Genomic DNA, 25,286 nt, shown 5'->3' on the forward strand with positions numbered 1-25,286 from the left:
AAAGTGAATGTCTTTTAAGAGACTTGGGCTTTCGGGTCCAGAGCTTCTTGCGAATGTGGCCGACCGGAGCATTGTTGATGGCTTCATGCGTGGATAAAGCCGTTCTGTAGAACAAAGGGCTGAGATGGTGCGACTTGACGTTTACGTCAATGACTTTCTACTGTGCCACGGATCGTTGCCGTCGCTTGAATGCCGCACAATACAAATCCTGAAGGCGGTCGATTGGTGATGGATGACTGCCCGTCGTGTTGATGATGGATGGGGAATGACAAAGGGAGTGCCGTATCGGGCTGATGAGCCGGATGTGTCACAAGGAGGAAACAAATGGCTTATCGCGCACCTGTTACGGACATGGCGTTCACGCTCAAACACGTGGCAGGGCTGTCCGAAATGATCGCGGAAGACTGCTATCCCGATTTGAGCGATGACCTGATCGATGCCATCCTCGAAGAAGCCGGGCGTTTCAACACCGAAGAAATCGCACCAAAGCTGGCCATGTCGGATCGGCATGGGTGTTCCCTCAAAGACGGTGTGGTCACGACCCCGCCGGGCTGGAAAAACCTCTATCATGATTGGGCCGAAGGTGGCTGGAACGCGCTCACAGGACCGGCGGACTTTGGCGGACAGGCACTGCCTCTTCAACTGGGAACAGCCACCGCGGACATGTGGAATCAGGGATCCATGGCCTTTGCCATCGGCCCGACGCTGACCACCGGTGCCGTCGAGGCCATTGAAAAACACGCGTCCTCCGAGCTCAAGGCCAAATACCTTGAAAAGCTTGTCACTGGCGAGTGGATGGGCACGATGAACCTGACTGAACCGGGAGCCGGGTCCGACCTGAACGGCATGCGAACCAAGGCCGAGCCGGTGGGGGACGGGTCCTATCGGATCTCCGGGCAGAAGATCTTTATCACCTATGGCGAGCACGAACTGACCGACAACATCATTCATCTGGTGCTTGCCCGTCTGCCCGATGCTCCGGCGGGCACACGCGGCATTTCCCTGTTTCTTGTTCCCAAATATCCGGTTTCTGATGACGGGAGCCTTGGCGAGCGAAATGATGTACGGGCGGTTGGTCTTGAACACAAGATGGGCATTCATGCCTCACCGACCTGCACCATGTCATTTGGCGACAATGGCGGCGCGATCGGCTGGCTGATCGGCGAGGAAAATCGCGGTCTCGCCTGCATGTTCACCATGATGAACAACGCCCGCCTCATGGTCGGAACCCAAGGGGTCGGTATCGCGGAACGCGCCTTTCAGATGGCGCGCGACTATGCCATGGATCGGCGGCAGGGCCAGTCGGTCGGTGCACCCAAAGGCGGCGAAATGGAGCCGATCATCGTCCATCCGGACGTGCGCCGGATGCTGATGACCATGGCGGCACAGACAGAGGCCATTCGGTCCATTTGCTACACCTGCGCCAACGCGTTGGACCGGGCCGCTCTAACTGACAGCGCAGGCGATGCTGAGGCTGCTAAAGTCTGGAGCGCTCGCGCGGGCATCTTGACACCGCTGGCCAAGAGCCTTTCGACAGATCTGGGCACCGAGGTCGCTTCGCTCGGCATACAGGTGCACGGCGGCATGGGGTTCATTGAGGAGACGGGCGCTGCGCAGCTTCTTCGCGACAGTCGCATTGCGTCCATCTACGAGGGAACCAACGGTATTCAGGCGATTGACCTCGTCACACGCAAGCTGCCGCTTTCAGAGGGTCTTGCGGTCAAGGAATTGATGGCCGAACTGGCAAGCTGGGCCTCGCTCGCCGAAACCGGCGAAGATAAGTCATTGGCCAAGGTGGGAGCGCTATTGGCAGAAAGCCTCGCTGATTTGCGTTTCACGACCGATTGGCTGCAGGCAGCATTGAAGGAAGGGCGCATGGAACAGGCCCTCGCTGGCGCGACGCCATACCAACGCCTTTTCGGCCTGACCCTTGGCGGTATTCTGCTTTTGAAAGGCGCCATGAAAGCTCGCGAGCTTGGCGACGTATCTGCCGATAGACGCCTTGCCATGGCGCATTTCTTTGCCACCAATCTGGCTACGGAAACGACCGCTTTGATGGACGTCGTGGTCAATGGAGCAAAAGCTGTACTGGACAGTGATGCCTTATTCAAGGTTGAATAGGCGGATATCTTCTTGCTGGAGAACGCCCATGTTCAATCGCTCACCTTCGTCATCTGACATCAAGGCCAAAGGAAAACGCAGCGAAACAATTGCCCGGTTCATGATCTTGTTTTCGATGGTGTGGTCAGCCCAGCCCGTTGCGGCATCCGAATTGTCCACTGAGACCGCCAAGCTCTATCAGGCAACCACGATCATCACCGGCGAGACCAATCTCTCCGAACGCGCCCGCGGCATTCGCGAATGCTTCGAACTGGTGCTTTCCAAGGTTTCGGGGCGGCAACACCTGATGGCATTACCCGCCTTGATGGCTGCCCGAAAAGCCGCCAGCGATTATGTCGACCACTTCACCTATCTTGACCGCAAAAAGGGCATTCAGATTTCCGACGAACAGGGGACACGAGATCGCTCTTTTCTCTTCACGGTGGCGTTTCGTCGGGATGATATTGATGCCTTGCTGGCAAGGGAAGGGGTTTCGCCTTGGCTCGCGGGGCGGCCCACCATTGGCATCGATCTGACCATAAACGACGGTATGGAAACCTATCGCCTGACCCAGACATCGAAACGTGGGTGGGGACAGCGGGCCGTGATTGAAAGCCTTGAAGGGCGCACCGCCGTTTCTCTTCACCTGCCGTCCAGCAATGAAGCCGCTTCAGGCGCAAAGCCAGTCATGCTTACGGGCCGAATGGATGTCACGAAGCAAGGATACTGGTCATCCAGTTGGGCTTTGTTGCGCGATGGCGAACCCATGCCTCTGATGGCGGACAATCAAAAGGGGCTCATCAACTGGAGCGTTGACATCGGCACCTTCGACAAGGTGCTGGCGGACGCGGTTTGGGCCAGCGTCGAGATGCTGTCCGCCGCGCCGGACTGATCAATTGAGGATCGACACAGTCCGGCGCGGCTTGTTTCTTACTGGCCTGCGGCCTTTTCAGAGCCCGTTAGCGCAACAAGATTGTCATTGTCGGGTTCTGCTTTCGGGGCCTCAGCATGTTTCATTTCCTGCCCGACGGTGACCAGCAGCAGCTTGGACGGATCAAGCAACCGCTTGGCAACCCGCTTGGCGTCTTCAAGCGTAATCGCCTCAATGTAGCTGTTGCGCTTGTCGAAATAGTCAATGTCGAGATCGCTATCCTGCAGTGCGACCAGTTGCCGGGAAATCTTGGACGAGCTGTCAAAGCGCAAGGGATAGTTGCCAATCAGGTATTTCTTGGCCGACTCCAACTCTTCCGCCGTCGGGCCTTCCTTGCCGAGACGGGCGATTTCCTGCTTTACCAGTTGCACGGCCTGTTCGGTGTTGTCCGCTCGGGTCTGCATGCCTCCGGCAAACAGGTTCAAGTGATCATAACCGGCCAGATAGCTAGAGACACCATAGGCGAGGCCGCGTTTTTCGCGAATCTCCTCATGCAGGCGAGACGAGAAGCTGCCACCACCCAGAATATGGTTGACCACATAGGCTGCATAGAAATCCTTGTCGTGGCGGTCAATGCCGGGGCCGGCAAAGCGGATCGAGGTTTGTGGTGCATCAAACGGGACGTGAATGGAGCCAGAGCGGGCAAGGGTCACATCTTCGATCGGCTTTAAGGAGCCACTGTCCGGCAGCGGAGCAAAGACCTCGTCCAGCAATCCTTTCAGGGTGTCAGCATCAATCGCTCCGACGACGCCAATGGTCAGGTCATCGCGGCTCATGATCGCCCAGTGCATGGATTTGATATCGTCGATCGTGACGTCGGAAAGGGATTCAACGGTTCCCTTCGACGGCCGACTGTAAGGATGACCGGGGTAGGCGGCCTCGCGGAACTTCTCAGCCAGAATCGTATTCGGGTCACGTTCATTGCGTTTCACACCAGCGATCCAGGTTGCGCGCATGCGCTCAACCGGCGCCTTATCAAAGCGCGGGCTTTGCAGCGACTTTGCAAGAAGATCAAAGGCCATATCCTGATTGGGGCTCAAGGTGCGCAAGGAGCCGTAGAATCGGTCCTTTGAGGCATCAAAGCTGAGCTTGATGGCGTTTTCTTCAAGAGCTGTCTGGAAGGCGACGCTGTCGAGGTCTCCCGCGCCTTCGTCAAGAAGGCTGGTCAACAGCGTTGCCGTGCCTTCCTTGCCTTTCGGATCCTGTGCCGTGCCGCCGGAGAAGGAAAAGTCCATCGCGATGATCGGCACCGTGTGATCTTCTACCAGCCAGGCGACCACGCCCTTGTCGCTGACAACGCGTTTCACCTCGGTGGCTTGTGCCAGTGACCAGCTGAGCAGCAGTATCAGGCAGCCAAGGCTGGCCATGATGAAGACGCGATGGGCGGCTTGCTGTCTGGATGCCACCGCAGCCTTGGCACGCGAGGTGCGATGAGGGCGGGAAGCAAGTTTCGAATGTCTCTTAATCATCGGTTGCCCTGTCCTTCTACTCTGCTTGTTCTGCTTTTGGGCCGGCTTTGCTTGCGGCCTCAGGCTGCGTCTGGTCGGATGTGTCTGGTTTGGGCTTGGGATGCCCGACCGGCCGCGACTTCGGATTGGGTACTTTGACCGACGCCCGCGGCGCTTCCTTCGGCTTGCCCATATCGCGCGCCTTCGGCATAGGTGATGCAGCGGCGACCTTCGTTTCCGGCGGCAGCAGATAGCCGGTCACGGAGCGATGTTCCTGCAGATAGGTTCTTGCGGCACCGACAACATCCTCTGCCGTCACCTTGGCAAGGCGGTCTGGCCAGCTCTTGATGTCTTCAAGGCTGGAGCCGGTTGTCAGGTTGGAGCCGACGATCCGCGCAAGGGCTGCCTGATTGTCTTGAGCATAGAAGGTCTCGCTCAGAAGGGAGCGTTTGGCCCGCTCCATCTCTTCCTTGGTAACGCCTTCGGTCACCAGACGGTTGATCTCTGCCTTGATTCCTGCAAGCACGTCGTCAACCGTATGGTTGGCCGAGGGCGTGCCATAGAAGATCATGCGTGTGTCGTTCAGCCCGCCGCTTTGATAATAGGCCCCGGCGGAGGCCGCGACACCATCCTTGACCACCAGCGATTGGTAAAGCCGGGAATTGGTACCCGACCCCATGATGTAGCCCAACAGATCCAGCGCCGATGATTCGCCCGCTTTGGCCGTGGTCTCAGACGGGGTCATGTAACTGCGGCGGACACTTGGTTGGCGCACACGTTCATTGCGAAGCACCAAGGAGCGCGCCGTGAGTTGAGGCGGCTCGACAGCGCGCACGCGCTCACCCGGCTCGGCTCGGCGCTTGACCTGGCCATAAGTTTGCTTGGCAAGGCTGCGCACCTCCTTCTCGGTCACGTCGCCAGCAACCACTAGAATTGCATTGTTGGGCGTGTAGTAAAGATTATAGAAGTCGAGGGCTTTCTTGCGATCAAGCTGCTCCATCTCGTGCTCCCAGCCGATAACCGGAACGCCGTAGGGATTGTTGCGATAAAGAGCAGCGCTCAAAGCTTCGCTCAACTGGGCAGAGGGATTGTTGTCAATGCGCATCGCGCGCTCTTCCAGAATCACCTTGCGCTCGGGCTGAACCTGATCTTCTCTCAGTTCCAGATTGGCCATCCGGTCCGCTTCCATCTCCATCACCAGCCCTAGATGCTGCTTGGCAACGCGTTGGAAATAGGCCGTATAGTCATGACCGGTGAAGGCATTTTCCTCACCGCCGATAGAAGCGACGATTTTGGAGAATTCTCCGTCTGGATGGTCCGGTGTGCCCTTGAACATCAGATGTTCAAGAAAATGGGCAATGCCGGATTCGCCGCGTTTTTCATCAGCGCCCCCGACCTTATACCAGACCATGTGCGTGACGACCGGAGCCCGGTGGTCTGGAATGACAACGACCTGAAGCCCGTTGTCGAGAGTAAAGGAAGAGAAGTTACTGCCAAAGTCCGGAAGTTCGGACAGAGATGAGCCGATCAACTGGCTGACCGTGTTGCTTCCCGCAATGGGCTGCACGGCGGTTTCGGAAGCGATCGGCGGAGCGTTCGTTTCTTGAGACGCTGCGAGCGCCAGAGGCGCTCCACTCATAAGACTGCCGGTCATCAACAGAAGTGTCGCGGTCAATTTGCGCGAATGGGCTCTTGCGGGCATTCATCTCTCCAAATTAAGCAGCATGAGGATCTCTCAGCGTCGGGCGGGCGCATCGCTCGTCCCGACCATTCATCCCTCAGGTACGTGTCAGATGCGGCAAAGCTGTGGCAGCTCTTCCATAAGTAAGAAGCAAACTGACCATACCCAAATGAAAACTTCGTAAGACTTTACCCCGAACCTGCAGATAAATGGCCAGACAGACCTGCGGCACTAGTTGTTTGATCCCATGCTTTGATGGTGCACCTTTCTCATTTGAATGGAGGGAAGCACTATGGGCCAAGTTCTACACGGCAGCGCCACGACGACAGAGGCAGTCCGTCGAGCAATACAAAATAGTCAAGAGAGCCTGAGAGTGCTTTCCAAGCGATACGGCATCAATCAGAAAACGGTCGTCAAGTGGAAGACGCGCACCTCACAAGCGGACTTAAGAACCGGACCGAAGGAGCCACGTTCGACTGTGCTTTCGCGGCAAGAAGAAGCGACCATTGTCGCCTTCCGCAGGCATACCTTGTTGCCTCTCGACGACTGCCTTTATGCACTCCAGCCGACAATCCCGCATCTGACGCGCTCTTCACTGCACAGATGCCTGCAACGACACGGAGTTTCGCGACTACCGAGTGTCGAAGGCGACAAGCAGCCAAAGAAGCGTTTCAAGAGCTATCCGATCGGCTATTTCCATATCGATATTGCCCAGGTACAGACAGCTGAAGGCAAGCTCTATCTCTTTGTGGCTATTGACCGGACTTCCAAGTATGCCTTCGTTGAACTCTATACCAAGGCAGGAAAGATGAATGCTGCACAGTTCCTGCGCAATCTGGTCGCCACTGTGCCCTATACCATCCATACTGTTCTGACCGACAATGGCATCCAGTTCACCAATCGGTCTCGCGATCTCCATGAGTTCCAGCACATCTTTGACCGGGTCTGCACTGGAAACGGCATTGAACACCGCCTGACAAAAGTGAAGCACCCATGGACCAACGGTCAGGTCGAGAGGATGAACCGGACTATTAAGGATGCCACCGTCAAACGGTTCCATTACGACGATCACGAGCAACTCCAGAAGCATCTGGCTGTTTTCATAGATGCCTACAACTTCGCTAGACGATTGAAGACGCTAAGGGGCCTGACCCCATACGAATTTATCTGCAAAAAGTGGACAGAGGATCCGGAAAGATTCAAAATGAATCCGATCCATCAAATCCCGGGACCGAACAACTAGTGTCTTCGCGGTGTCTTGGTGAGACGTGCGTTGAGTCGAGGAATCAGGTTGCGATGAACGTGATGTAATCGATTTATAACTAAAGTAAAGACAGAGAGCGCTCTGGGACCCGGCCAGTTGGCCGAAATCCCGGCCTTGAAACTCCCTGTTGCGTGATTCTTTTGACGATATCTCAGGATTTCCACCTAATTTATGTGGGCTTATTGCACAGCCGCATTCGCAATTGGGCGAAGATTGTTTGCTATTTTTGTCTAAAACAAAGAAAAATACATATATAACAATGAACTAAGGTAGGGGGGAGTTATCTTGACACCCCACGGCCCCGCGATTATGGTGCGCCCGTCTTGAACTACTGCGGGATGGCATCGGAATGGAAGGCAACAAAGACGCTGAAAATTCGGAGCGATCCACCGGAGGTCAGGACAACGGAAAGCTAGATACACGTCTCGAACAACTCAATGCCCAACTCTCGACACTCCGTTCGCAGGAGGACGCCGAGCAAAGGCAGCAGGCGCAGAGACAAAGCAACAGCTCCGGGTTCGCATTGGCCTGGCGTTTGGGTGCAGAGTTCATCGCGGGAGTGCTCGTTGGCGGTGTTATCGGCTATCTGATTGATATGTGGCTTGGCTGGTCGCCTTGGGGATTGATCATTTTCCTTCTTCTCGGCTTCGTGGCAGGCATGCTAAACATGCTTCGTGCTGCGGGTAAATTACCTCCTCCGGGAGGGGCATGATTGGTGCAGCAAGTTAATCGGATAGGCACCCCCTTTTAGGGATCTGTCCAAAAATGATAAGTGATCGGACTGTCATGGGGCAGATCCGAAAAGCAACAGATTGAAAGAGGGCAGGCGACGTGGCCAACGATCCGATTCATCAGTTCCAGATTCAGAAATTCTTCTCTCTGGGTGAAGTCGGTGGCGTTGAGTTCGCAATGACGAACTCCGCACTATTCATGATCGCAATTGTTTTGACGATCTCCGCCTTTCTGATCCTGTCCACGTCTGGTCGCGGCCTTGTGCCGACCCGTTGGCAGTCCATGGCCGAGCTCATGTATGAGTTGGTAGCCAGTACATTACGAAACACAGCCGGGACCGAAGGGATGAAGTTCTTCCCCTTTGTCTTCTCGCTGTTCGCGTTCGTTCTGTTTGCCAATCTGATTGGCCTCATGCCTTATTTCTTCACCGTGACGAGCCACCTTGTGGTGACCGGTGCTCTTGCGCTTTTGGTGATCTCCGTTGTGATAATCTACGGTTTCATGCGCAATGGCTTCGGCTTCCTCAAGCTGTTCGTGCCGTCCGGTCTGCCGGTTGCTCTTGCGCCCTTTATCGCTCTCATTGAAGTTCTGTCATTCCTGTCTCGTCCGGTCAGCCTCTCTTTGCGTCTGTTCGGTAACATGCTTGCAGGCCACATCGTGCTCAAGGTTTTTGCCGGTTTTGTGGTCTCGCTGTCTGCGGCAGGTGCACTGGGTTGGTTCGCGGCATTGTTCCCGTTCGCCCTTACGGTTGCATTGACAGCTCTGGAATTCCTGGTTGCAGTCCTGCAGGCATATGTGTTTACGATCCTGACCTGCGTATATCTTAATGATGCGATCCACCCGTCTCACTAAGGCGAAGCAACCAGGTCCGTGTGGAACAGTTTCGAACCAACATACAAACAATCTCAAACTCGAATTCTCGAATTGACGTAAATAGGAGAGATCACAATGGAAGCTGAAGCAGCAAAGCTGATTGGTGCTGGTATCGCATGTGTCGGTATGGGTGGCGCCGGTATCGGTGTTGGGACCATCTTCGGGAACTATCTGAGCGGCGCTCTGCGTAACCCGTCCGCCGCACCTGCACAGTTCACCAACGCCCTGATTGGTGCCGCTCTTGCAGAAGGTCTTGGCATCTTCTCGCTCGTTATCGCACTTGTGCTCATCTTCGTTGCTTAATTTCACTTCTCGAGATTAGGCAAGACAGAAGAATCAAATGACGTCAGAAGCCGTCTCGGCTTGCATCAGTCGTCAAGAGACACACGTCTCCTGACGCAGGATGCCAATCGATGACAGCTCGTAAGTCCGGGATCTGATCTCACGGCGGCTCTGGCTTTTGACTGGGAGACAAGGATGGCTGAGCACGAGACCACTGCAGCAACGGGTCCTCTGGCAGCAAACACGCATGGTGCCACTGAGCAAGTGGATATTGGCGAACATAGTGCGGCTTTTCCTCCATTCGATGCGACCACGTATGGGTCGCAGCTTCTGTGGTTGGCCATCACCTTTGGACTTCTCTACTATCTGATGTCCAAGATGGCGCTGCCGCGCATCGCCAACATTCTGGAAGTTCGGCGTGATCGGATCGCAAGTGATCTGGGTGAAGCCGAACGCTTGAAACGGGAAACGGACGAAGCGATTGCGTCGTACGAAGAATCGCTTGCTCAAGCGCGCCAGAAAGCCCATGCCATTGCTCATACAGCACGCGAGGAGGCCAAAGCCCACAGCGATGCTGAGTTGAAAAAGGTTGAAGCGAGCATCGCAAAACAGCTTTCTGAGGCAGATGAGACGATCTCTTCTGTCAAGCAAGAGGCGATGAGCGAAGTGGATGCAATCGCCCAGAGCACGACCGAAGCCGTTCTGGAAGCCATCATGGGATCCAGCGTCGGCAAGCGTGAAATCAATTCGGCCATCAAGGCCGCCAAGGCAAACTGAGGAGGGACCTGATGGGTGACGCAACTTTATGGGCCTTCATTGCACTGGTGGTCTTTCTTGGCATCGTGATCAAGATGGGGGGGCCCTCCATGATCACCTCGAGCCTCGACAAACGCGCCAAGCTGATTGAGGATGAACTCGATCAGGCTCGTCGCCTGCGCGAAGAAGCCCAAGCTTTGCTGGCAGAATATCAGCGCAAGGCCCGCGAAGCCGAAGGCGAAGCGGAAGAGATCATCACGCTGGCCAAACGCGAAGCCGAAGCCATGGAAAAGGACGCTAAGGCCAAGATTTCCGAATATGTGGCCCGTCGCACCAAGCAGGCTGAGGAAAAGATTGCTCAGGCCGAAGTTCAGGCAATCGCTGACGTTAAGGGCGCGGCAACGGATCTGGCCATCAAGGCATCCGAACGGATCCTTGCAAAAAAGATGGAAGGGCAGACCGGTTCAGACCTCGTGCAGACATCTATTGCCGAGGTTGGTACCAAGCTCAACTGATTCTGACTACGCAACCACGCGATGATAAGAGATTTCAAAAGCCGAGGCCTAAGTGCCTCGGCTTTTTCTTTGCGCCCTTCACAACACTGACACAACTTATGGGCTTGCTCATACATCTATTGCGTGTATGGTGGCGTATGAAAGATAATCGTGGGGTTAGGGAGGGAGCAATGAAATATTACGTTTCGGGGCTTGCTGTGGTGCTTGCAGCAGCGCTTTGTGTGGGCAACGCACAAGCTGAAGTAAAAATGAGCGCATCCTTTGTTGCCACCAAGGCCTGCGAGGCCAACAGGAAACTGACAAGTGACAATCCGGGCGGGATGAAAACGAACCCCGGCAGCGTCTATCGCCTCCTGTCGAAAAACAAGCAAGACGCAACCCACTACCGCATCGTTTTGCCCGATGCACCGGCACCCAAGGAGCGCTGGGTGGCCAAATCTTGCGGCATTCTCACAGTACAGCCGCAAGATGGCCCGTCATCACCTGACACCCCCACTCATGTCACCACCACGGTTGAACCGGACAGTATCGAGAACCAACTCGCAGCCAGTTGGGAGCCGGCCTTCTGTGCGACAAAAACAGGCCAAAGCAAAGCCGAATGTCAGAGCCAGACCGCTGACCGACCAGACGCAACGCAATTCTCGATCCATGGACTTTGGCCAGATGATCTTGATGATCGGGAGCAATTCCCCTGCTTTTGCGATGGGAGCGGCCCGAAATCCTGCAAGGGTGGAGAATCCAATCGGACTCCGGTCGCCATTGATCCCGCTATCATGAAACGGCTTGCCGTCACGATGCCGGGTGTCCAATCCGATCTGCAATATCACGAGTGGCACAAGCACGGCACCTGCTATGAAGACTTTTTGAGCACGGCGGACCGCGAGTCCGATCCAGACGAATATTTCGAGGAAACCCTCAGTCTCATCGATCAGCTCAATGCGTCTGCTGTCGGCACCCTGTTCAAGGCGCGACTGGGCGAAGTCGTCACCCGTCAGGAAATCGAGACGGCGCTCGACGAGAGTTTTGGTGAGGGGGCAAGCGAGCGGGTTAATATTGAATGCAAGAAGGTCGACGGGGAAAATGTCATATCGCAGCTCTTCATTGGACTGGGTGGCGCGATCTCCAAGGACAGTGATCTTGGCGGACTGATGCTGGCGTCTCCAAAACGAAAGAGCTTCAGCAAGTATGAGCCCTGCAACAAGGGGCGCATTTTGGCGGTTGAATAGCTGAAGTGCACTTTGCTCTGCGACGAGAAATTGCTCGCGCGCGTCAAGCGAGCGAGCCCATTTTGTCTTTCAATCGCATCTGACGAGCTGCTTTAGAGAAAAGGTGGCAGGCCTTTTGTCGTGTTGCGACAAATTTGGGCAGAAGTCATCAACAATCCGGAAATCTGGCGTGCTGAGACGGTTCAGTTCAGGCGCGCGATTGCCTAGCATGGAATCAATACCAGTCGGCTTAAAGGGATGGCCAACGCATTCCACATCGGTCCACGCCTCGTGGGGCGGGGCTTGTGTTTCGTGAACCTGCGCGCATTTACGTGCGTGCGGAATGCTCGTTCCAAGCCGTCAGACACCAATCCATTTGGTGTCGGGGCCGGGCTTCGACTTCGCGTTGGAAACGGTCATCCAAAGCCAGTTGAGGCAATCGAAGCGACAAGGAGGGAAAGTCATGGGCACACGGACCGACATTCATGATCGGGCTTTGAAAGCCGAAACGACAGACGAATTGATGGGCCTCTATCAGGATTGGGCCGCCAGCTATGATCAGGATCTCATTGAGGACTGGGGCTACCAAGCGCCCGAGCGTGTCGCGCAACTGGTCAAGACCGCCTATCGGGACAAAGGCGCAAAGATCCTTGATGCAGGGTGTGGCACCGGGTTGGTCGGGCAGGAGCTCGCCAAAAGCGGGTTCAAGACAATCGATGGCGCGGATTATTCCCAAAGCATGCTGGACGAGGCAAAGAACAAAGGTGTCTACAGCGATCTCTATCAGATCGATCTGAACCTGCCCTTGAGCGTCAAGGACGGGACATATGATATCGTCACATGTGCTGGCACCTTCACCGCATCACACATTCACCCGGAAGCCATCAAGGAACTTGTGCGCATCACACGCAAGGGCGGGATCGTCTGCGTCACCGTCCGTGATAGCTACTGGAACGAAACGAACTTTGGTCAATTGGTGCTTGATATGGATAATGCGGGGCGGATTGATCTGCGCGAAGTGAGAACGGAGCTCTATATCGGTAGCGAGCAATCCTATTGCAAAATTCTCATACTCGAAGTGCTTTGAAATCGGGCTCTCCGGCCAGGAGAGGACAGAGGCGGCACTCTAGATTCCGTCTCCGACGATCCATATGACACCGGTTTTGATGCCCACGACGCAGATGTTGGCGAAAATCCCGTTCGAAGCACGGACGACATGCTCGACAAAGCGCGTTTCTTTCAACCGTTTGGCGATGTTGGGGGGATCCTCGCGCAGCCAGATCAGAAGGGCCGTGTTGGGTTCATACCTTTTTGCGGCCTTGCGCAACACCGCCCGCAACACCTCTTGCTCAACCTCTCGCACCCCGTAGCCGAAATGCCAGTTCGTGTCCATCATCTGACCGATGCGCGACATTTCCCTGTCGCGCCTGACAAGGGCGGCGCCTTGCCGGGGATTCATCGCGCGCGTGATTTCGACATAGCCCGCCCGATCCGGTGTGATGTGAGGCTGGTTCGAGGCTATGCGATACATCGCATCGAAGCTGCAGCCATTGATCGTCTTTGGGTCGCCGCTGCCCGTGCGCGTGGCGCAAACCTCGATCGTGGTGTCCCAGTTTCTGAGGTCACCGACATAATGCTTGCCGAAAAGCAAAAGCGGGAGCCACTCATCGACATGCTTGGCTCCCGGTCCGATATGAGATGTTGAAGGATGCTGCTGAACGAAGCTGGGCCTCTCGTTCACCAAGGCCCGATCATGGTTCTGGATTCGTATGCTCTCTTCCCAAAAGAGCTCCTCAAACTCACCAATGGTCAGCCAGTCGGTTAACGCAGGGTCTGATGGACTGTCATAAATCATTCGACTTGCTTCCGGAGAATCGTTCGATGAAATCCATTTCCTGTCTATATTGAGCCAAAAATACGGGAGAAAATCAACGGCTATGGTTTAAGAGCGCCGAATAACAACATGTGGTAGGTGTTCTGAGTGCGCATTTTGCTTTGAGCCAGCCGCATAACGGCTTTTCAGGACTGTCTCTGGCGCATGGGTTCCATATCTGCCACATGTGAGACCAATTTTTCCGGCATCATAGATGCCAACACGAGGCAATCGGTTCAGTCACACTAAGATGATGTCGGGCCATTGTGAGCAAGCAACAAAAAAACTCTATAGGAGAGACCACAGCATGGATGACTTCAAAGCCATCGTAATCGATCGGGATGATCAGAAGAAGCAGAGTGTGGCGGTGAAACACCTGACCGAGGCTGATCTCATGGAAGGGGATGTTACGGTCAAGGTGAGCCACTCGACGGTCAACTACAAGGATGGACTGGCGATCACCGGCAAGAGCCCCGTAGTTCGCCGCTGGCCAATGGTTCCGGGCATTGATATGGCAGGGGAAGTCATCGCCTCGGACAATGCGGAATTCAAGGTTGGCGATGCGGTCATCCTTAATGGCTGGGGTGTCGGTGAAACCCACATGGGGGCTTTCAGCGAAGTTGCGCGCGTGAAGTCAGATTGGCTCATTCATAAGCCTGAAGGCCTGACCCCTGCTCAGTGCATGGGCATTGGTACGGCCGGCTATACGGCTATGCTGTGCGTCATGGCGCTTGAAAAAGCTGGCGTCACCCCGGACAAGGGCCCTGTGCTTGTCACCGGTGCTGCCGGTGGTGTTGGCTCTGTTGCCATCTCTCTTCTTTCCAAGCTGGGCTTTCATGTCATTGCCTCGACTGGCCGGATGAGCGAAGGCGACTATCTCAAGGGCCTCGGAGCCGCTGAACTGATCGACCGGAACGAACTGTCTGAAGCTGGCCGTCCTTTGGGTAAGGAACGCTGGGCTGGTGCGGTGGATTCCGTTGGTAGCCAGACGCTTGCCAATGTGCTTGCTCAAACCCAGTATGGTGGCGCGGTATCCGCTTGTGGCCTTGCGCAAGGGTTCGATCTTCCTTCCACAGTGATGCCCTTCATCCTGCGCGGTGTCAGCCTGCTCGGCATCGACTCGGTGATGGCAGCCAAAGAGAAACGCGTCGAAGCCTGGCAGCGCCTGGCAAGTGATCTCGACACAGCAAAACTTGATAGCCTCACCAAGACCATCGGTTTTGACGATATCATCAAGTCGGCAGAAGACATCATTGCCGGTAATATTCGCGGTCGAGTGATTATCGACATCAACGGCTGATCATCGCGAACGAATTTCACCTAAACGATAGCTGCATTGAGGGCCGGATCTCCGGCCCTCTTTTTTTGTCTGACTATCATCGCGATGTCATAATCGTATCAGTTACCGCGTGATTGTGGATCACGCACCTCAGCTTTCCTCGCCTAAAGGCGAGCTTTTTGAGTCTCGCGGCGCACTGGGTGCTAGCCTTATGGCGAGCCAAGAGCGTGTGTAATATCGGCTATGCAGAAAACGCAGAGCATACTTTCGGCCACTTTTGCGAGTGGGTTGACGTCTAGCACGCTACGAACGTCAGGATTGAAGATGCTTGTCAACAAGAAATTTATGGAAAGAATTTGTGGCTATTTAGAAACTAAACTTGCCATCAGTAGGAAAATATTAATATATATTACGTGAAAATGGACCTCAAACAGCAATGAAGTTTCTGCATTGCTGCAATGCGGACCATTTGAAAGCGATGCAGACCAACTTCAAGATTTCAGGGGATAGCTCGGAAGTTCCGGCGTAAATCATACTTTTGCCGAAGGCTTGGCGTTAAACTGCAATCAATAGATGAAACCAACAATGGCAAAAAAAGAGAGTAGAGCCATGTCTGAACAATCTAAAAGTGCACCAGCATCCCAAGACCTGCTTGAAAAAGAATATCATGAGATCGGCATCGAAGCGATTGCTGCTGCTTGTTGCGTGAAACGGTCGCATCAGCAAAAAAAACACGCCGACTATGATCCGCATGTAGAAGACTATTGATCACTGTTCCTGCTCGACACCGTCAATTGATGGTAAAAGACAGGAACAGGAGAGTGGCCATCTCCTGCTTGCGACGCAAGGGAGCCAATTCGGTTGCCACTCCGGGGCAGCTGGCATTTGATGCCACTGCAGCACAGTCGAGTATGCACTGATCTGCTGCTGGATTGATAAAAAGTTCAGCATGAAAAAAGCGCATGTCCGCGGGACATGCGCTTTTTTGTTTGGGAGCGCCAAACGCAGCACTCTGATGCGTCTAGATCAAAGCACATTGCCCAGCAACGACAGGGCGAGAAGCCACATCACGGCCCCGATGGTGAAATCCAGAATGCGCCACGCAATCGGCTTTTCAAACAGCGGCGTGAGAATACGGGCCCCATAGCCAAGCGCGAAGAACCAGACGAAGCTCGCCAGTATCGCACCAATGGCAAACACGCCCTGTTGGGCACGCGGCCATTGCGCCGACAGGCTTCCCACCAGCAACACCGTATCGAGATAGACATGCGGGTTGAGATAGGTGAAAGCAAGCACGGTCAGTATGGCACGTTTGAGGCTCACCGCGCCGCCGCTGCCAACTTGCAATTCTTCAGACTTCAGGGCGCGCCGGAACGCTTGCAATCCATATCCCATCAGGAAGGCAAACCCGGCCCACGTGATGATCGTGAGCAGGATGGGTGATTGCTGCACCAGTGCACCCATACCAGCAACCCCTGCCGCAATCAGCAAAGCGTCAGAAAAGGCGCAGACAAGAACCACCGGCAAGACATGTTGGCGTTGAAGACCAAGCCGCAGCACAAAGGCATTTTGCGCGCCGATGGCAATGATCAGCGAGGCACCAAGAAAGAAGCCCTGCAACAGGGGTGCGAAAACCTCTGAAAATGACATGAAGAAAAGCCTCAAAAATTGGAAAGAGAGGGCAGTGGAGGGACTGCTCTTTCTAAGCAACTGGCGCACGATGTCAATGCGCCATTGCCGCCTATTGTGAGAGCAAAGTGTTGTGCCGAACGATCAATGGGCGGTCCGGGCGGCTCAGGATCGACGAGCACGGAGGGAGTGAACAAACAGTTGGGCCTGGCAACCAGCTCAAGCTCAGCCAGCAGGCCCAACGCCTCAGATAAAGCCCTTGCGACAATCAGGGATAAAGCTGGGTCTTTTCCCAACCACCTTCGACACCCTTGAAGACCACCCGGTCATGCAGACGGAAAGGTCGGTCGTGCCAGAATTCAATCTCGGTGGGGCGAACCAGAAAGCCCGACCAGTAGTCCGGGCGTGGCACCTTGCCGATATTGAATTTGGCCGTATATTCCGCCACTGCCTTCTCTAGGGCAAAGCGGCTTTCAAGTGGACGGGATTGTTTCGATGCCCACGCACCGATGCGGCTGCCACGCGGACGCGAATAGAAATAATCGTCGGCTGCATCCGTAGAGACAACCTCGACATTTCCGCGGATCCTTATCTGACGCCTCAGGCTTTTCCAGTGAAACAGCAGGGCTACCTTCTTGGACGCGAGCAGTTCCCGGCCCTTGGCGCTTTCGAAGTTGGTGTAGAAAACGAAGCCCTCTTCGGAATAGTCCTTCAGCAGCACCATGCGCACATTCGGCATGCCGCTTTCGTCTACCGTCGAGACGGCCATCGCGTTGGGATCATTGGGTTCGCTGGCTTCCGCATCTTTAAGCCATTCAGAAAACAGCAAAAGCGGTTTCTTTGCCTCAATAAAGTTACTGGACATTAACCTTCCTAGCAGACAATGGGACAGGGTGTGACAGGTGGGATCCTGCAGTTTTGCAGGATTTCCCTTTCAGAGTAAAGGACAGCGTCGTGATTGGCCATAGTTTCAAAACATCTATATACAGCGCTTTGCAAGCGTCTGCTCGGATGTCGGTGCTGGCTGTAACGTGTTCACTCGGAGCCTGCGCCTCAATCGGTCTTGGCAGTTCCGAATTGGCAGTGGATCACACAACAACTGGGTCCATTCTGCCGGATACGGCCCTTCTAGCAGGCATCGAACGATCCGATTGGGAAATCTTGCTGGCCAAGATTTCCTCCTTCGACAAGGCAGACCTCAAATCCGGTGAGGCAACCGGCAACTGGAACAATCCGGTTACGGGATCGAAAGGCCGGATTACCCAGGTTAAGCTTCAGCCTTCCCAGTTCAGTTCGGAATGCCGCTTCTTCAAAAGCTCCATGCATCGGGTAACCGGCGTCGAGAATATTCAGGGCGAAATCTGTCGCGTTCCAAACGGCGAATGGCAGATTACTGGCTTCGCGTCCGGCACGACGGCCTGAGGCCGAACTCTGCTTGACGCTTGCATCTCATGGCTGATTACGCTTCCAAAGGTTGCGGTCGCTCGACCGCTTCTTCCCGTATAGGCCAGTGGATGAGGGCGGCAAAGAGCCCCAGAGCGACAGAAATCCACCAGATCACATCGTAGCTGCCGTAAATGTCATACAGCAGCCCTCCAAGCCAGACGCCAAGAAACGACCCGATCTGGTGTGAGAGGAAGACGAAACCGAACAGCGTCGCGATGTAGCGCGTGCCGAAAATCTTGATAACCAGCCCCTGGGTGGGCGGTACGGTGGAGAGCCATAACAGACCCATGGCTGCGGAAAACATCAGAATTGATACCACTGAAATCGGCATCATGATGAAGATCGCAATCACCACCGAGCGAGCGAAATAAATGAAACTAAGCATGTAGCGCAAAGGCATCTTGCGGCCCAGAATCCCTGATAGAAAAGCGCCGACCATGTTGAACAAGCCAATGAGCGCGATTGCCCAGCCACCCCACTTGGCATCAATGCCGTAGTCAGCAATGAAGGGTGGCAGGTGGGTGGTAATGAAGGCAAGGTGCCAGCCACAAACGAAAAAGCCGAAGACGAGCAGAACATAGGAATTGTGCCCGAAGGCCTCTCGCAGGGCTTCCAAAAGACTCTGTTCGCGTTCACCGGCCAAGCTGCTTGATTGTGGTTTGCCGCGGAATACCGGCGCAATGAGAGGGACGATCAGCACGATGACCCCCATGATCATCAGGGTCTCGCGCCAGCCATAGCTATTCATCAAGCCCTGACTGATCGGTGCAAAGAGGAATTGCCCCATCGAGCCCGCAGCCGTTCCAAGACCGAAGGCAACCGAGCGAATGTGAAGCGGCAGCAGACGGGTAAAAGCCGCGAGCACCAGAAAGAATCCTGAACCGGCAATACCAATGCCCATCAGCACGCCCGCGCTCATCACAAAAGATGAGGGATCCTGAACGGTGGACATCCAGAACAGAGACGCTGAATAGGTAAGGGCGCCCACGACAAGAACGCGCGCAGTCCCGAATCGATCAGCGATCATGCCCACAAACGGCTGTGCCAAACCCCAGACAAGATTCTGGATCGCAATGGCGAGTGAGAAAATCTCGCGGCTCCAGCCATTCTCATTGGTGACCGGTGTGAGGAAGAACCCCATTGTTGCTCGTGGACCAAATCCAAGCGCGGCAATGGTGCAACCAAGCAGGATGATCATCCCGTAGGGCAGGCGTGTCTTGCTCTCTGCATTCATGTCGTGGTCCTTTCAGGGAAGGGCGCTCTGCATTGGACGACGGAGTGTAGGGGCGTTTATTCCTAAGTAAAAGCGATTGTTCTTGATGGAATGATCAAATCTGCTGATGGACACGGGCCGAAATGGTGTGACCGTCAAGGGCGCAAGTCAGATCACATACGAGGCAATTAAGGCGCCAACCAACAGCAATGAGAGATGTCATCTATCTGACATGCAACGGCGATATTGTCTCTCTAACAGAGAAGCTCTCGTTGGATTTCACATTCGTGTATTGATTTCAGCACCTGATTTTATTTCTTTTTTTCATGGATTGACCCGTGTTCCTCTGGTTCACGGGTCTTTCTTTTGTTCCGCCCGTCTCTTCTGCCCTGCGGCATCTTGTCTTGCCTAAAAGCATGCTTCGGATGAACCTTTTTGCAAGGGCCTATAGGCCAAGGCATTTTATCCCCTGATGGCTCTTAGGGTCTGGAAAAGTGGACAGGTTGATCCTATATTAGCATCGAAGCAAGGGATCATTAGCATCGAAGCAAGGGATCCTTGACGATCCGCAACAGGACCAGCATCCAAGCTGGTCGTTTTATGTCTCCCCTTATGCTCAAAATGAGCATAAATATGGAGTTGGTCAAAATCTTTCGATTTCAGCTCCAAAACAGACCTTTGTGATTGTTCTTGCAAAGGCTCTGCTTTTTCGCGCAAAAAGAGTGCGAAGAAGGAACAAGGAAGCAATGGGAACGTTGATAAGGACGTTTCGAATGGTACGACACAACCAGAGTCTTCAGTGCAAATTCGAACACTGGGGCTGAGTGTCTTTGAACACGAGCACCTGTTTGACCGGATGACCATGGGCCATCGGGCCGGGTGCACTCTAGCAAAGGAGGTAAGTGTCGCATGATGATGCCTGCACAAACCGCAACCGACTTCGCCACCCGCAAGCCGAGCAAGGCTGCTTTGCAACGGGGCGTTCTGCCAATGCCGGAGCTTGAATATACCGATGAGATTGCCGCCGAGACCGCCCCGATCTACGAGCAGGTCAAGCATGTCATCCCGCCGATGGAATGGCCCTTTCATGCGCCTTATGTGGCCGCGATCAACCGGCTGAAAAAGGAGCGCGGTGCGGTCATCCTCGCGCACAATTACCAGACCCCGGAAATCTTCCATGGCGTGTCCGATTTCAGAGGCGACAGCCTGCAACTGGCAATCGAGGCGGCCCGCTCGGATGCGGACCTCATCATCCAGTGCGGTGTGCATTTCATGGCCGAGACCTCCAAGATCCTCTGCCCCGAGAAAACCGTGCTCATCCCGGACAGCACCGCTGGCTGTTCGCTGGCCTCCTCGATCACCGCCGCTGACGTGCGCGAACTACGTGAGCGTTACCCCGGCGTGCCGATCATCACCTATGTCAACACCAGCGCTGACGTAAAGGCAGAGTGCGATATCTGCTGCACCTCGTCCAATGCTGTTCAAGTGGTTGAAAGCATGGGCACGGATCGCGTGCTTCTGATCCCTGATCAGTATCTTGCCAAGAATGTTGCGCGTCAGACCGATGTGGAAGTGTTGACCTATGCCGGTTCCTGCGAGGTGCATGAGCGCTTCACCGCCGATGAAATCCGCTCCTACCGGCGCTCGATGCCGGATGTGCAGGTTATCGCCCATCCCGAGTGCCCGCCCGAAGTGGTCGATGAGGCCGATTTTTCCGGCTCCACCAAGGGCATGATCGACTGGGTCAAAACCAACCGGCCCGAAAAGGTCATGATGATCACGGAATGCTCTATGGCCGACAATGTGGCCAGTGAAGCGCCGGAGGTCAATTTCGTTCGGCCCTGCAATCTGTGCCCGCACATGAAAAAGATCACCCTGCCCAAGATCCTCGACAGCCTGCTCTACATGCAGGAAGAGGTGACGGTGGATCCGATGGTCGCGGATAAAGCGCGCCAAGCGGTCGAACGTATGATCAATCTCAAATCATAATGGCCATAAACCGATAAAAGGAAAGGGCCCGGACGTCCAAACGAAATGCTCAGAAAGACAAACTGATGCAATGGACAGCCGGGCCCTTTCATTTGCTCCCGCAGGCGTCCTGTGGTTTCTTGCTCTCAGGTCTGCCTGTCTCACCCTTCAGGGACAAATCCAAAAATGATATTCTCCGCTCCCGATGATTTCCGCCCTGCAAGCTGGCAGCAACATGATGATGTGATTATCGTTGGTGGCGGGCTGGCAGGGCTTTTCTGCGCCTACAAGCTTGCACCAAGACCTGTGACCCTGATTTCAGCAGCTCCGATCGGGGAGGGGGCTTCCTCGGTTTGGGCGCAAGGGGGGATCGCCGCGGCTGTGTCCGAAGGGGACAGCATCGCCTCGCATCTGGCGGACACCATCGAAGCCGGTGCCGGAATTGTCGATGAGGATATCGCACGGCTCATGACGTCCAAGGCCGCCGAGCGTATTCTGGACCTTCTTGAGGTTGGCGTGCCGTTCGACAAGAATCTGGAAGGAAAACTCCAGTTGAGCCGCGAGGCGGCGCATTCGGCAGATCGCATCGTGCGCGTGTCGGGTGACAAGGCTGGCTTTGCGATCATGGAGGCGCTGATCCGGCGCGTTGTCGAAATACCGTCAATCCGCGTCGTGTCGGGCTATCAGGCTGAAAGCCTGCAAATGAATGGCCGTTACGTGTCCGGCGTGATCGCGCGCAAACGCACGGGACAACAGGGCGACGGTGAGAGCATTAGCACGGTGCTGTTTCCGGCGCGGGCTGTGGTTCTGGCGTCTGGCGGCACCGGTCATCTTTACCGGGTCACGACCAATCCACCCGAAGCCAACGGCGATGGCGTCGCCATGGCGGCGCGCGCTGGTGCAATCATCGCCGATCCCGAATTCATGCAGTTTCATCCCACCGCGCTTGATGTGGGCAAGGATCCAGCACCACTGGCAACCGAGGCCCTGCGCGGTCATGGCGCGCACCTGATCAATGCGGCAGGGGAACGGTTCATGCTGTCCGAGCACAAGGACGCAGAATTGGCTCCGCGCGATATTGTGGCCCGTGCCATCCATCGCCAGGTTGAAGAGGGCCATGGGGCCTTTCTCGATTGCCGGGAAGCCATCGGCGAGGGCTTTGCTGAGGAATTCCCCACCGTTTATGGCCACGCGCAGGATGCGGGCATCGATCCGGTCACCCAACCACTCCCGATCGCGCCAGCCGCGCACTATCACATGGGGGGCATCCTCACGGACGCGAAAGGGCGCACATCTCTTGATGGCCTGTGGGCCGCAGGAGAGGTGACATCGACCGGCGCGCATGGCGCCAACCGTCTGGCTTCCAACTCCCTGTTGGAAGCCGTTGTTTTCGCGTCCCTCGTCGCCGATGACATCAAGGGCCAGTTTCACGCTCCGCAAATCCGGGTTCTCGAACCGATCGCCAACGACGCACAGTTGCCCAAGGCCAGCCAGCCCAAGAAGGATATCAAGAAGCTGCGCAAGGCCATGAGCCGGTATGTCGGCGTCGAGCGCGACGCTGAAGGGCTGAAGAGGGCACTTCGCATCATTGCCAAGCTTGAAAGAAAGATCATTTCCGAGAGCTTCCGGAACCAGATTATCACGAGCAAGCTGATCACGGTCGCTGCCTTCTTGCGCACCGAAAGTCGGGGTGGCCATTACCGCACGGACTATCCTACCCCTTCTCCTGATTGGAAAAAGCGCACCTACATCACGCTCAAACAGGCAGAGGCTGTCATGGCCGACATTTTGAAGGATGAGGCAAGAGAAGAAGAACCGGATCTGATCTAGTCTTTACGAAAGCTGGACTTGCCGCCAAGACCGAACACACGTAACCATTCAATCTATCGATCAACTGTCGACCAAGAGGACATCTCGCCCATGAGCGAAGCGACTACCTTTTCCGCAAACAAGCTCTATCTGCCTCAGCCAATTATCGACGAGGCGGTGCTGGCCGCACTGAAAGAGGATCTGGGTCTCGCTGGAGACATTACCACGCTGTCAACCATTCCCGAGACTGCACACGCCAAGGCCGTCATTGCCGCTCGCGACGAGGGGGTCATCTCCGGCATTCCGCTTGCGGACAGCGCGTTTCGTCAGATCGGCAAATGGCATGGCGAGATCGTGACCTTTTTGCCCCAGATGGAAGACGGCACCGAAGTCCGCAAGGGAGACGTTGTCGCCCGCATCTTTGGCCCGGCTCGTCTTGTGCTCTCAGCGGAACGCATTGCGCTGAACTTCATGGGGCGCATGTCCGGCATTGCAACGGCAACCCATCAGATGGTTGTTTTGACCGAGGGCACGAAAGCCAAGGTCACCTGCACACGCAAGACCACGCCTGGGCTTCGGGCCTTTGAGAAATATGCGGTCAAATGTGGTGGCGGTTCCAACCATCGCTTTGGTCTGGACGACGCGATCCTGATCAAGGACAATCACATAGCGGTTGCCGGTTCTGTAACAGAAGCCATCCGGCGTGCGCGCGAATATATCGGCCATCTGGTCAAGATCGAAGTTGAAGTGGATACGATCGAGCAGCTCAAGGAAGCGATTTCCAACAAGCCCGACGTCATCATGCTCGACAACATGGGACCGGACAAATTGCGTGAGGCCCTGTCTTTGATGGATGGAACCGATATCGTTTCCGAGGCGTCCGGCGGCGTCAGCCCGGAAACCATCCGCGCCGTTGCCCAAACCGGTGTTGATTACATTTCCGCAGGATACATCACCCACTCCGCGCCGAACTTCGATCTCGGACTGGATATCTCCGTGAGCTGATCACGAAACGAGCGCTCTGGATATCGACAAGAAAAAGCCCCCGGCCTGCACGTCAGGTTCGGGGGCTTTTTGTATCGACCGCCGGGCCAACAAGGCCCGGAACGCCTAACCGAATTGGGGCATGAACTCGCGAGCATGCGAGGCGGGCCGGCGATTGCCCAGCGGATTGTCGCCAAACCGGTTGAAGGAGCGGCTGCCCTGTTTCGTGCATTGATAAAGCAGATAGAGAAAGCCGAAAACCGGGACCAGAACGATGAAAACCCACCAGCCGCGCCTGTCGATATCATGCAGGCGGCGCACGCAAAGGCTGAGTGACGGGACCGCTGTCCCGATCAGCCAGATCATCTGGAACGGGCCTTCACTGGATTGTGGTGTCGATGCAAACAGATTGACCACGTTGAGAAACATGGTGTCAAACTGGGCAGCAGACACCAGAACCATAAAGGAAAAAAGCTGCCACCACCAAAATTCCGAACGGCAGGCGCGCCCCTTGAATCCGGTATATTGCGACAAGGCTGACCGGACAGAGTCAAAGATGTTCATCGGTCGAACTCCAACACTAATCGACACCATTGGTTGTCATGGCACTATAGGAAGCAAAGTCAAATGTTTGGTTAATCGACGGTTGCCCGTTGGCTCTATTGCCGGGCTTTCTTTCCACGTCCGGGACGCCTCCAAATACGCAGGGCCGCGACGGCTTTGATCGTTGCTGCCAATGTCAAAAGACAAAGGACAGCTTTTGAAACGGGTTCCATGGTCCCCTCAATCAGCCAGGCATGAATCACGCTGCCGATGACGATCACGACAGCAAGTGCCCTATGCAGCAGGCGCCACGTCGGTAGCCGCAGAGGCAGGCGGGGCTTGAGGGCAACCAACAGGGCGGCGATAAAGAGCGCCCACATTGCGACGACACCCCAATAGGAAAAGGCGGTCGGAGCCCTCAACAAAAGCGCATCGATCGCGTCGGGCGGGCTGGTGATCCAAAGTCCTCCGACATGAACCAGAACCGCACCGACAAGGGCTATGCCGGTCCAGAGGTGAACCCGCCTTGCTCGCAGTAGGGACAGCCCGGGAAGTAAGCCACCAGCCAGCAGCGGCTGAAGCAGCAAGAGGCACATAGCAATCACGCCGGAAAATCCCGCGATGATATAGGCAGGTCTTCGCCACGCCAGCAAAGGGCTCATGGCCGATGCAATGAGCGGAACGAGAATGACAGCAAGGAGGCCGATCCAGATGAGCAGGGCACGTGTCCTGCTTGAGGGCTTGAACATCGGTGC

Annotated in this window: 24 protein-coding genes; 16 read left to right on the forward strand and 8 right to left on the reverse strand. The window is 55.3% G+C overall.

From position 1 onward, the window contains the following. The first annotated feature begins 324 nt into the window (after positions 1–324). Together CPH65_RS14005 and CPH65_RS14010 are read left to right on the forward strand one after the other, a co-directional pair. Entirely contained in the window at positions 325–2,121 is a 1,797-nt protein-coding gene (locus CPH65_RS14005; RefSeq protein ID WP_096174126.1) for an acyl-CoA dehydrogenase, read from the forward strand. Between the two features lie 28 nt (positions 2,122–2,149). Continuing rightward, positions 2,150–2,992: a DUF2066 domain-containing protein gene (locus tag CPH65_RS14010; protein WP_157747693.1), complete on the forward strand. Its 843-nt coding sequence runs from the start codon at positions 2,150–2,152 to the stop codon at positions 2,990–2,992. A gap of 38 nt (positions 2,993–3,030) precedes the next feature. On the opposite strand, the gene CPH65_RS14015 is transcribed toward CPH65_RS14010, so the two are convergent. After that, positions 3,031–4,500, reverse strand: coding sequence for a pitrilysin family protein (locus tag CPH65_RS14015; RefSeq protein WP_244574411.1), 1,470 nt, complete (start codon positions 4,498–4,500; stop codon positions 3,031–3,033). A 16-nt stretch (positions 4,501–4,516) separates the two neighbouring features. Beyond that, positions 4,517–6,133: an insulinase family protein gene (locus CPH65_RS14020; protein ID WP_096176417.1), complete on the reverse strand. Its 1,617-nt coding sequence runs from the start codon at positions 6,131–6,133 to the stop codon at positions 4,517–4,519. Positions 6,134–6,452: 319 nt separating this feature from the next. On the opposite strand from CPH65_RS14020, the gene CPH65_RS14025 reads away from it, so the two are divergent. From CPH65_RS14025 to CPH65_RS14060, 8 genes are all read left to right on the forward strand, one after another. Then, positions 6,453–7,403, forward strand: coding sequence for an IS481 family transposase (locus CPH65_RS14025; RefSeq protein ID WP_096172544.1), 951 nt, complete (start codon positions 6,453–6,455; stop codon positions 7,401–7,403). A gap of 370 nt (positions 7,404–7,773) precedes the next feature. Beyond that, positions 7,774–8,136, forward strand: a complete 363-nt coding sequence (locus CPH65_RS14030; protein WP_096174131.1) for an AtpZ/AtpI family protein — start codon at positions 7,774–7,776, stop codon at positions 8,134–8,136. A gap of 119 nt (positions 8,137–8,255) precedes the next feature. Next, positions 8,256–9,008: a F0F1 ATP synthase subunit A gene (locus CPH65_RS14035; RefSeq protein WP_096174133.1), complete on the forward strand. Its 753-nt coding sequence runs from the start codon at positions 8,256–8,258 to the stop codon at positions 9,006–9,008. Positions 9,009–9,104: 96 nt separating this feature from the next. Next, positions 9,105–9,332 (forward strand): F0F1 ATP synthase subunit C, encoded by a 228-nt coding sequence (locus CPH65_RS14040; RefSeq protein ID WP_096174135.1) that lies wholly within the window; start codon positions 9,105–9,107, stop codon positions 9,330–9,332. A gap of 174 nt (positions 9,333–9,506) precedes the next feature. Further along, positions 9,507–10,088, forward strand: coding sequence for a F0F1 ATP synthase subunit B (locus CPH65_RS14045; protein WP_096174138.1), 582 nt, complete (start codon positions 9,507–9,509; stop codon positions 10,086–10,088). A gap of 11 nt (positions 10,089–10,099) precedes the next feature. Then, entirely contained in the window at positions 10,100–10,582 is a 483-nt protein-coding gene (locus CPH65_RS14050; protein ID WP_096174141.1) for an ATP F0F1 synthase subunit B, read from the forward strand. A 170-nt stretch (positions 10,583–10,752) separates the two neighbouring features. Beyond that, positions 10,753–11,808 carry a ribonuclease I gene (locus CPH65_RS14055; protein ID WP_157747694.1) on the forward strand — a complete coding sequence of 352 codons (1,056 nt, stop codon included), beginning with the start codon at positions 10,753–10,755 and terminating at the stop codon, positions 11,806–11,808. 442 nt (positions 11,809–12,250) lie between these two features. Further along, positions 12,251–12,874 carry a class I SAM-dependent methyltransferase gene (locus CPH65_RS14060; RefSeq protein ID WP_157747695.1) on the forward strand — a complete coding sequence of 208 codons (624 nt, stop codon included), beginning with the start codon at positions 12,251–12,253 and terminating at the stop codon, positions 12,872–12,874. Positions 12,875–12,913: 39 nt separating this feature from the next. On the opposite strand, the gene CPH65_RS14065 is transcribed toward CPH65_RS14060, so the two are convergent. Then, entirely contained in the window at positions 12,914–13,642 is a 729-nt protein-coding gene (locus tag CPH65_RS14065) for a hypothetical protein (RefSeq protein WP_096174148.1), read from the reverse strand. 325 nt (positions 13,643–13,967) lie between these two features. Between CPH65_RS14065 and CPH65_RS14070 the strand changes: the two genes are divergently transcribed. Continuing rightward, entirely contained in the window at positions 13,968–14,960 is a 993-nt protein-coding gene (locus CPH65_RS14070) for an MDR family oxidoreductase (protein WP_096174151.1), read from the forward strand. Between the two features lie 564 nt (positions 14,961–15,524). After that, the gene (locus CPH65_RS23935) at positions 15,525–15,707 is read left to right on the forward strand and encodes a hypothetical protein (protein WP_172891524.1); all 183 of its coding nucleotides are present in this window, start codon (positions 15,525–15,527) and stop codon (positions 15,705–15,707) included. A gap of 258 nt (positions 15,708–15,965) precedes the next feature. Here CPH65_RS23935 and CPH65_RS14075 read toward each other — a convergent pair whose 3' ends face one another. Next, positions 15,966–16,589, reverse strand: coding sequence for a LysE/ArgO family amino acid transporter (locus tag CPH65_RS14075; RefSeq protein ID WP_096174153.1), 624 nt, complete (start codon positions 16,587–16,589; stop codon positions 15,966–15,968). A 247-nt stretch (positions 16,590–16,836) separates the two neighbouring features. Next, positions 16,837–17,433, reverse strand: a complete 597-nt coding sequence (pdxH, locus tag CPH65_RS14080; RefSeq protein ID WP_096174155.1) for a pyridoxamine 5'-phosphate oxidase — start codon at positions 17,431–17,433, stop codon at positions 16,837–16,839. A gap of 146 nt (positions 17,434–17,579) precedes the next feature. On the opposite strand from pdxH, the gene CPH65_RS14085 reads away from it, so the two are divergent. Then, a complete protein-coding gene (locus tag CPH65_RS14085) occupies positions 17,580–17,990 on the forward strand; it encodes an RT0821/Lpp0805 family surface protein (protein WP_096174157.1) in 411 nt (136 codons plus the stop codon). Positions 17,991–18,027: 37 nt separating this feature from the next. On the opposite strand, the gene CPH65_RS14090 is transcribed toward CPH65_RS14085, so the two are convergent. Beyond that, positions 18,028–19,248 (reverse strand): MFS transporter, encoded by a 1,221-nt coding sequence (locus CPH65_RS14090; RefSeq protein ID WP_096174159.1) that lies wholly within the window; start codon positions 19,246–19,248, stop codon positions 18,028–18,030. Between the two features lie 888 nt (positions 19,249–20,136). Here CPH65_RS14090 and nadA point away from each other — a divergent pair. The 3 genes from nadA to nadC all read left to right on the forward strand — a co-directional run bounded on the left by nadA (position 20,137) and on the right by nadC (position 24,009). Next, complete coding sequence (nadA, locus tag CPH65_RS14095; RefSeq protein ID WP_096174162.1) at positions 20,137–21,216, forward strand: quinolinate synthase NadA; 1,080 nt, start codon at positions 20,137–20,139, stop codon at positions 21,214–21,216. Positions 21,217–21,381: 165 nt separating this feature from the next. Continuing rightward, positions 21,382–23,025, forward strand: coding sequence for an L-aspartate oxidase (locus CPH65_RS14100; protein ID WP_096174165.1), 1,644 nt, complete (start codon positions 21,382–21,384; stop codon positions 23,023–23,025). A 90-nt stretch (positions 23,026–23,115) separates the two neighbouring features. Then, positions 23,116–24,009 carry a carboxylating nicotinate-nucleotide diphosphorylase gene (nadC, locus tag CPH65_RS14105; RefSeq protein ID WP_096174167.1) on the forward strand — a complete coding sequence of 298 codons (894 nt, stop codon included), beginning with the start codon at positions 23,116–23,118 and terminating at the stop codon, positions 24,007–24,009. Positions 24,010–24,114: 105 nt separating this feature from the next. On the opposite strand, the gene CPH65_RS14110 is transcribed toward nadC, so the two are convergent. Next, positions 24,115–24,552, reverse strand: a complete 438-nt coding sequence (locus CPH65_RS14110) for a DUF805 domain-containing protein (protein WP_157747699.1) — start codon at positions 24,550–24,552, stop codon at positions 24,115–24,117. A gap of 95 nt (positions 24,553–24,647) precedes the next feature. Then, positions 24,648–25,280 carry a ferric reductase-like transmembrane domain-containing protein gene (locus CPH65_RS14115; RefSeq protein WP_096174173.1) on the reverse strand — a complete coding sequence of 211 codons (633 nt, stop codon included), beginning with the start codon at positions 25,278–25,280 and terminating at the stop codon, positions 24,648–24,650. Positions 25,281–25,286 lie beyond the last annotated feature (6 nt).

The organism is Cohaesibacter sp. ES.047 (assembly GCF_900215505.1).
Classification (GTDB): Bacteria; Pseudomonadota; Alphaproteobacteria; order Rhizobiales; family Cohaesibacteraceae; genus Cohaesibacter.

Bases quoted from the DNA above. Each gene is read 5' to 3' on its own strand.
- CPH65_RS14070 (WP_096174151.1), top strand. From the start codon at position 13,968: ATGGATGACTTCAAAGCCATCGTAATCGATCGGGATGATCAGAAGAAG.
- CPH65_RS14055 (WP_157747694.1), top strand. From the start codon at position 10,753: ATGAAATATTACGTTTCGGGGCTTGCTGTGGTGCTTGCAGCAGCGCTT.
- CPH65_RS14085 (WP_096174157.1), top strand. From the start codon at position 17,580: ATGTCGGTGCTGGCTGTAACGTGTTCACTCGGAGCCTGCGCCTCAATC.
- CPH65_RS14015 (WP_244574411.1), bottom strand. From the start codon at position 4,500: ATGATTAAGAGACATTCGAAACTTGCTTCCCGCCCTCATCGCACCTCG.
- CPH65_RS14100 (WP_096174165.1), top strand. From the start codon at position 21,382: ATGATATTCTCCGCTCCCGATGATTTCCGCCCTGCAAGCTGGCAGCAA.
- CPH65_RS14025 (WP_096172544.1), top strand. From the start codon at position 6,453: ATGGGCCAAGTTCTACACGGCAGCGCCACGACGACAGAGGCAGTCCGT.
- nadC (WP_096174167.1), top strand. From the start codon at position 23,116: ATGAGCGAAGCGACTACCTTTTCCGCAAACAAGCTCTATCTGCCTCAG.
- CPH65_RS14050 (WP_096174141.1), top strand. From the start codon at position 10,100: ATGGGTGACGCAACTTTATGGGCCTTCATTGCACTGGTGGTCTTTCTT.
- CPH65_RS14065 (WP_096174148.1), bottom strand. From the start codon at position 13,642: ATGATTTATGACAGTCCATCAGACCCTGCGTTAACCGACTGGCTGACC.
- CPH65_RS14060 (WP_157747695.1), top strand. From the start codon at position 12,251: ATGGGCACACGGACCGACATTCATGATCGGGCTTTGAAAGCCGAAACG.
- nadA (WP_096174162.1), top strand. From the start codon at position 20,137: ATGATGATGCCTGCACAAACCGCAACCGACTTCGCCACCCGCAAGCCG.
- pdxH (WP_096174155.1), bottom strand. From the start codon at position 17,433: ATGTCCAGTAACTTTATTGAGGCAAAGAAACCGCTTTTGCTGTTTTCT.
- CPH65_RS14090 (WP_096174159.1), bottom strand. From the start codon at position 19,248: ATGAATGCAGAGAGCAAGACACGCCTGCCCTACGGGATGATCATCCTG.
- CPH65_RS14045 (WP_096174138.1), top strand. From the start codon at position 9,507: ATGGCTGAGCACGAGACCACTGCAGCAACGGGTCCTCTGGCAGCAAAC.
- CPH65_RS14020 (WP_096176417.1), bottom strand. From the start codon at position 6,133: ATGACCGGCAGTCTTATGAGTGGAGCGCCTCTGGCGCTCGCAGCGTCT.
- CPH65_RS14005 (WP_096174126.1), top strand. From the start codon at position 325: ATGGCTTATCGCGCACCTGTTACGGACATGGCGTTCACGCTCAAACAC.
- CPH65_RS14010 (WP_157747693.1), top strand. From the start codon at position 2,150: ATGTTCAATCGCTCACCTTCGTCATCTGACATCAAGGCCAAAGGAAAA.
- CPH65_RS14075 (WP_096174153.1), bottom strand. From the start codon at position 16,589: ATGTCATTTTCAGAGGTTTTCGCACCCCTGTTGCAGGGCTTCTTTCTT.
- CPH65_RS14030 (WP_096174131.1), top strand. From the start codon at position 7,774: ATGGAAGGCAACAAAGACGCTGAAAATTCGGAGCGATCCACCGGAGGT.
- CPH65_RS14115 (WP_096174173.1), bottom strand. From the start codon at position 25,280: ATGTTCAAGCCCTCAAGCAGGACACGTGCCCTGCTCATCTGGATCGGC.
- CPH65_RS23935 (WP_172891524.1), top strand. From the start codon at position 15,525: ATGGCAAAAAAAGAGAGTAGAGCCATGTCTGAACAATCTAAAAGTGCA.
- CPH65_RS14040 (WP_096174135.1), top strand. From the start codon at position 9,105: ATGGAAGCTGAAGCAGCAAAGCTGATTGGTGCTGGTATCGCATGTGTC.
- CPH65_RS14110 (WP_157747699.1), bottom strand. From the start codon at position 24,552: ATGAACATCTTTGACTCTGTCCGGTCAGCCTTGTCGCAATATACCGGA.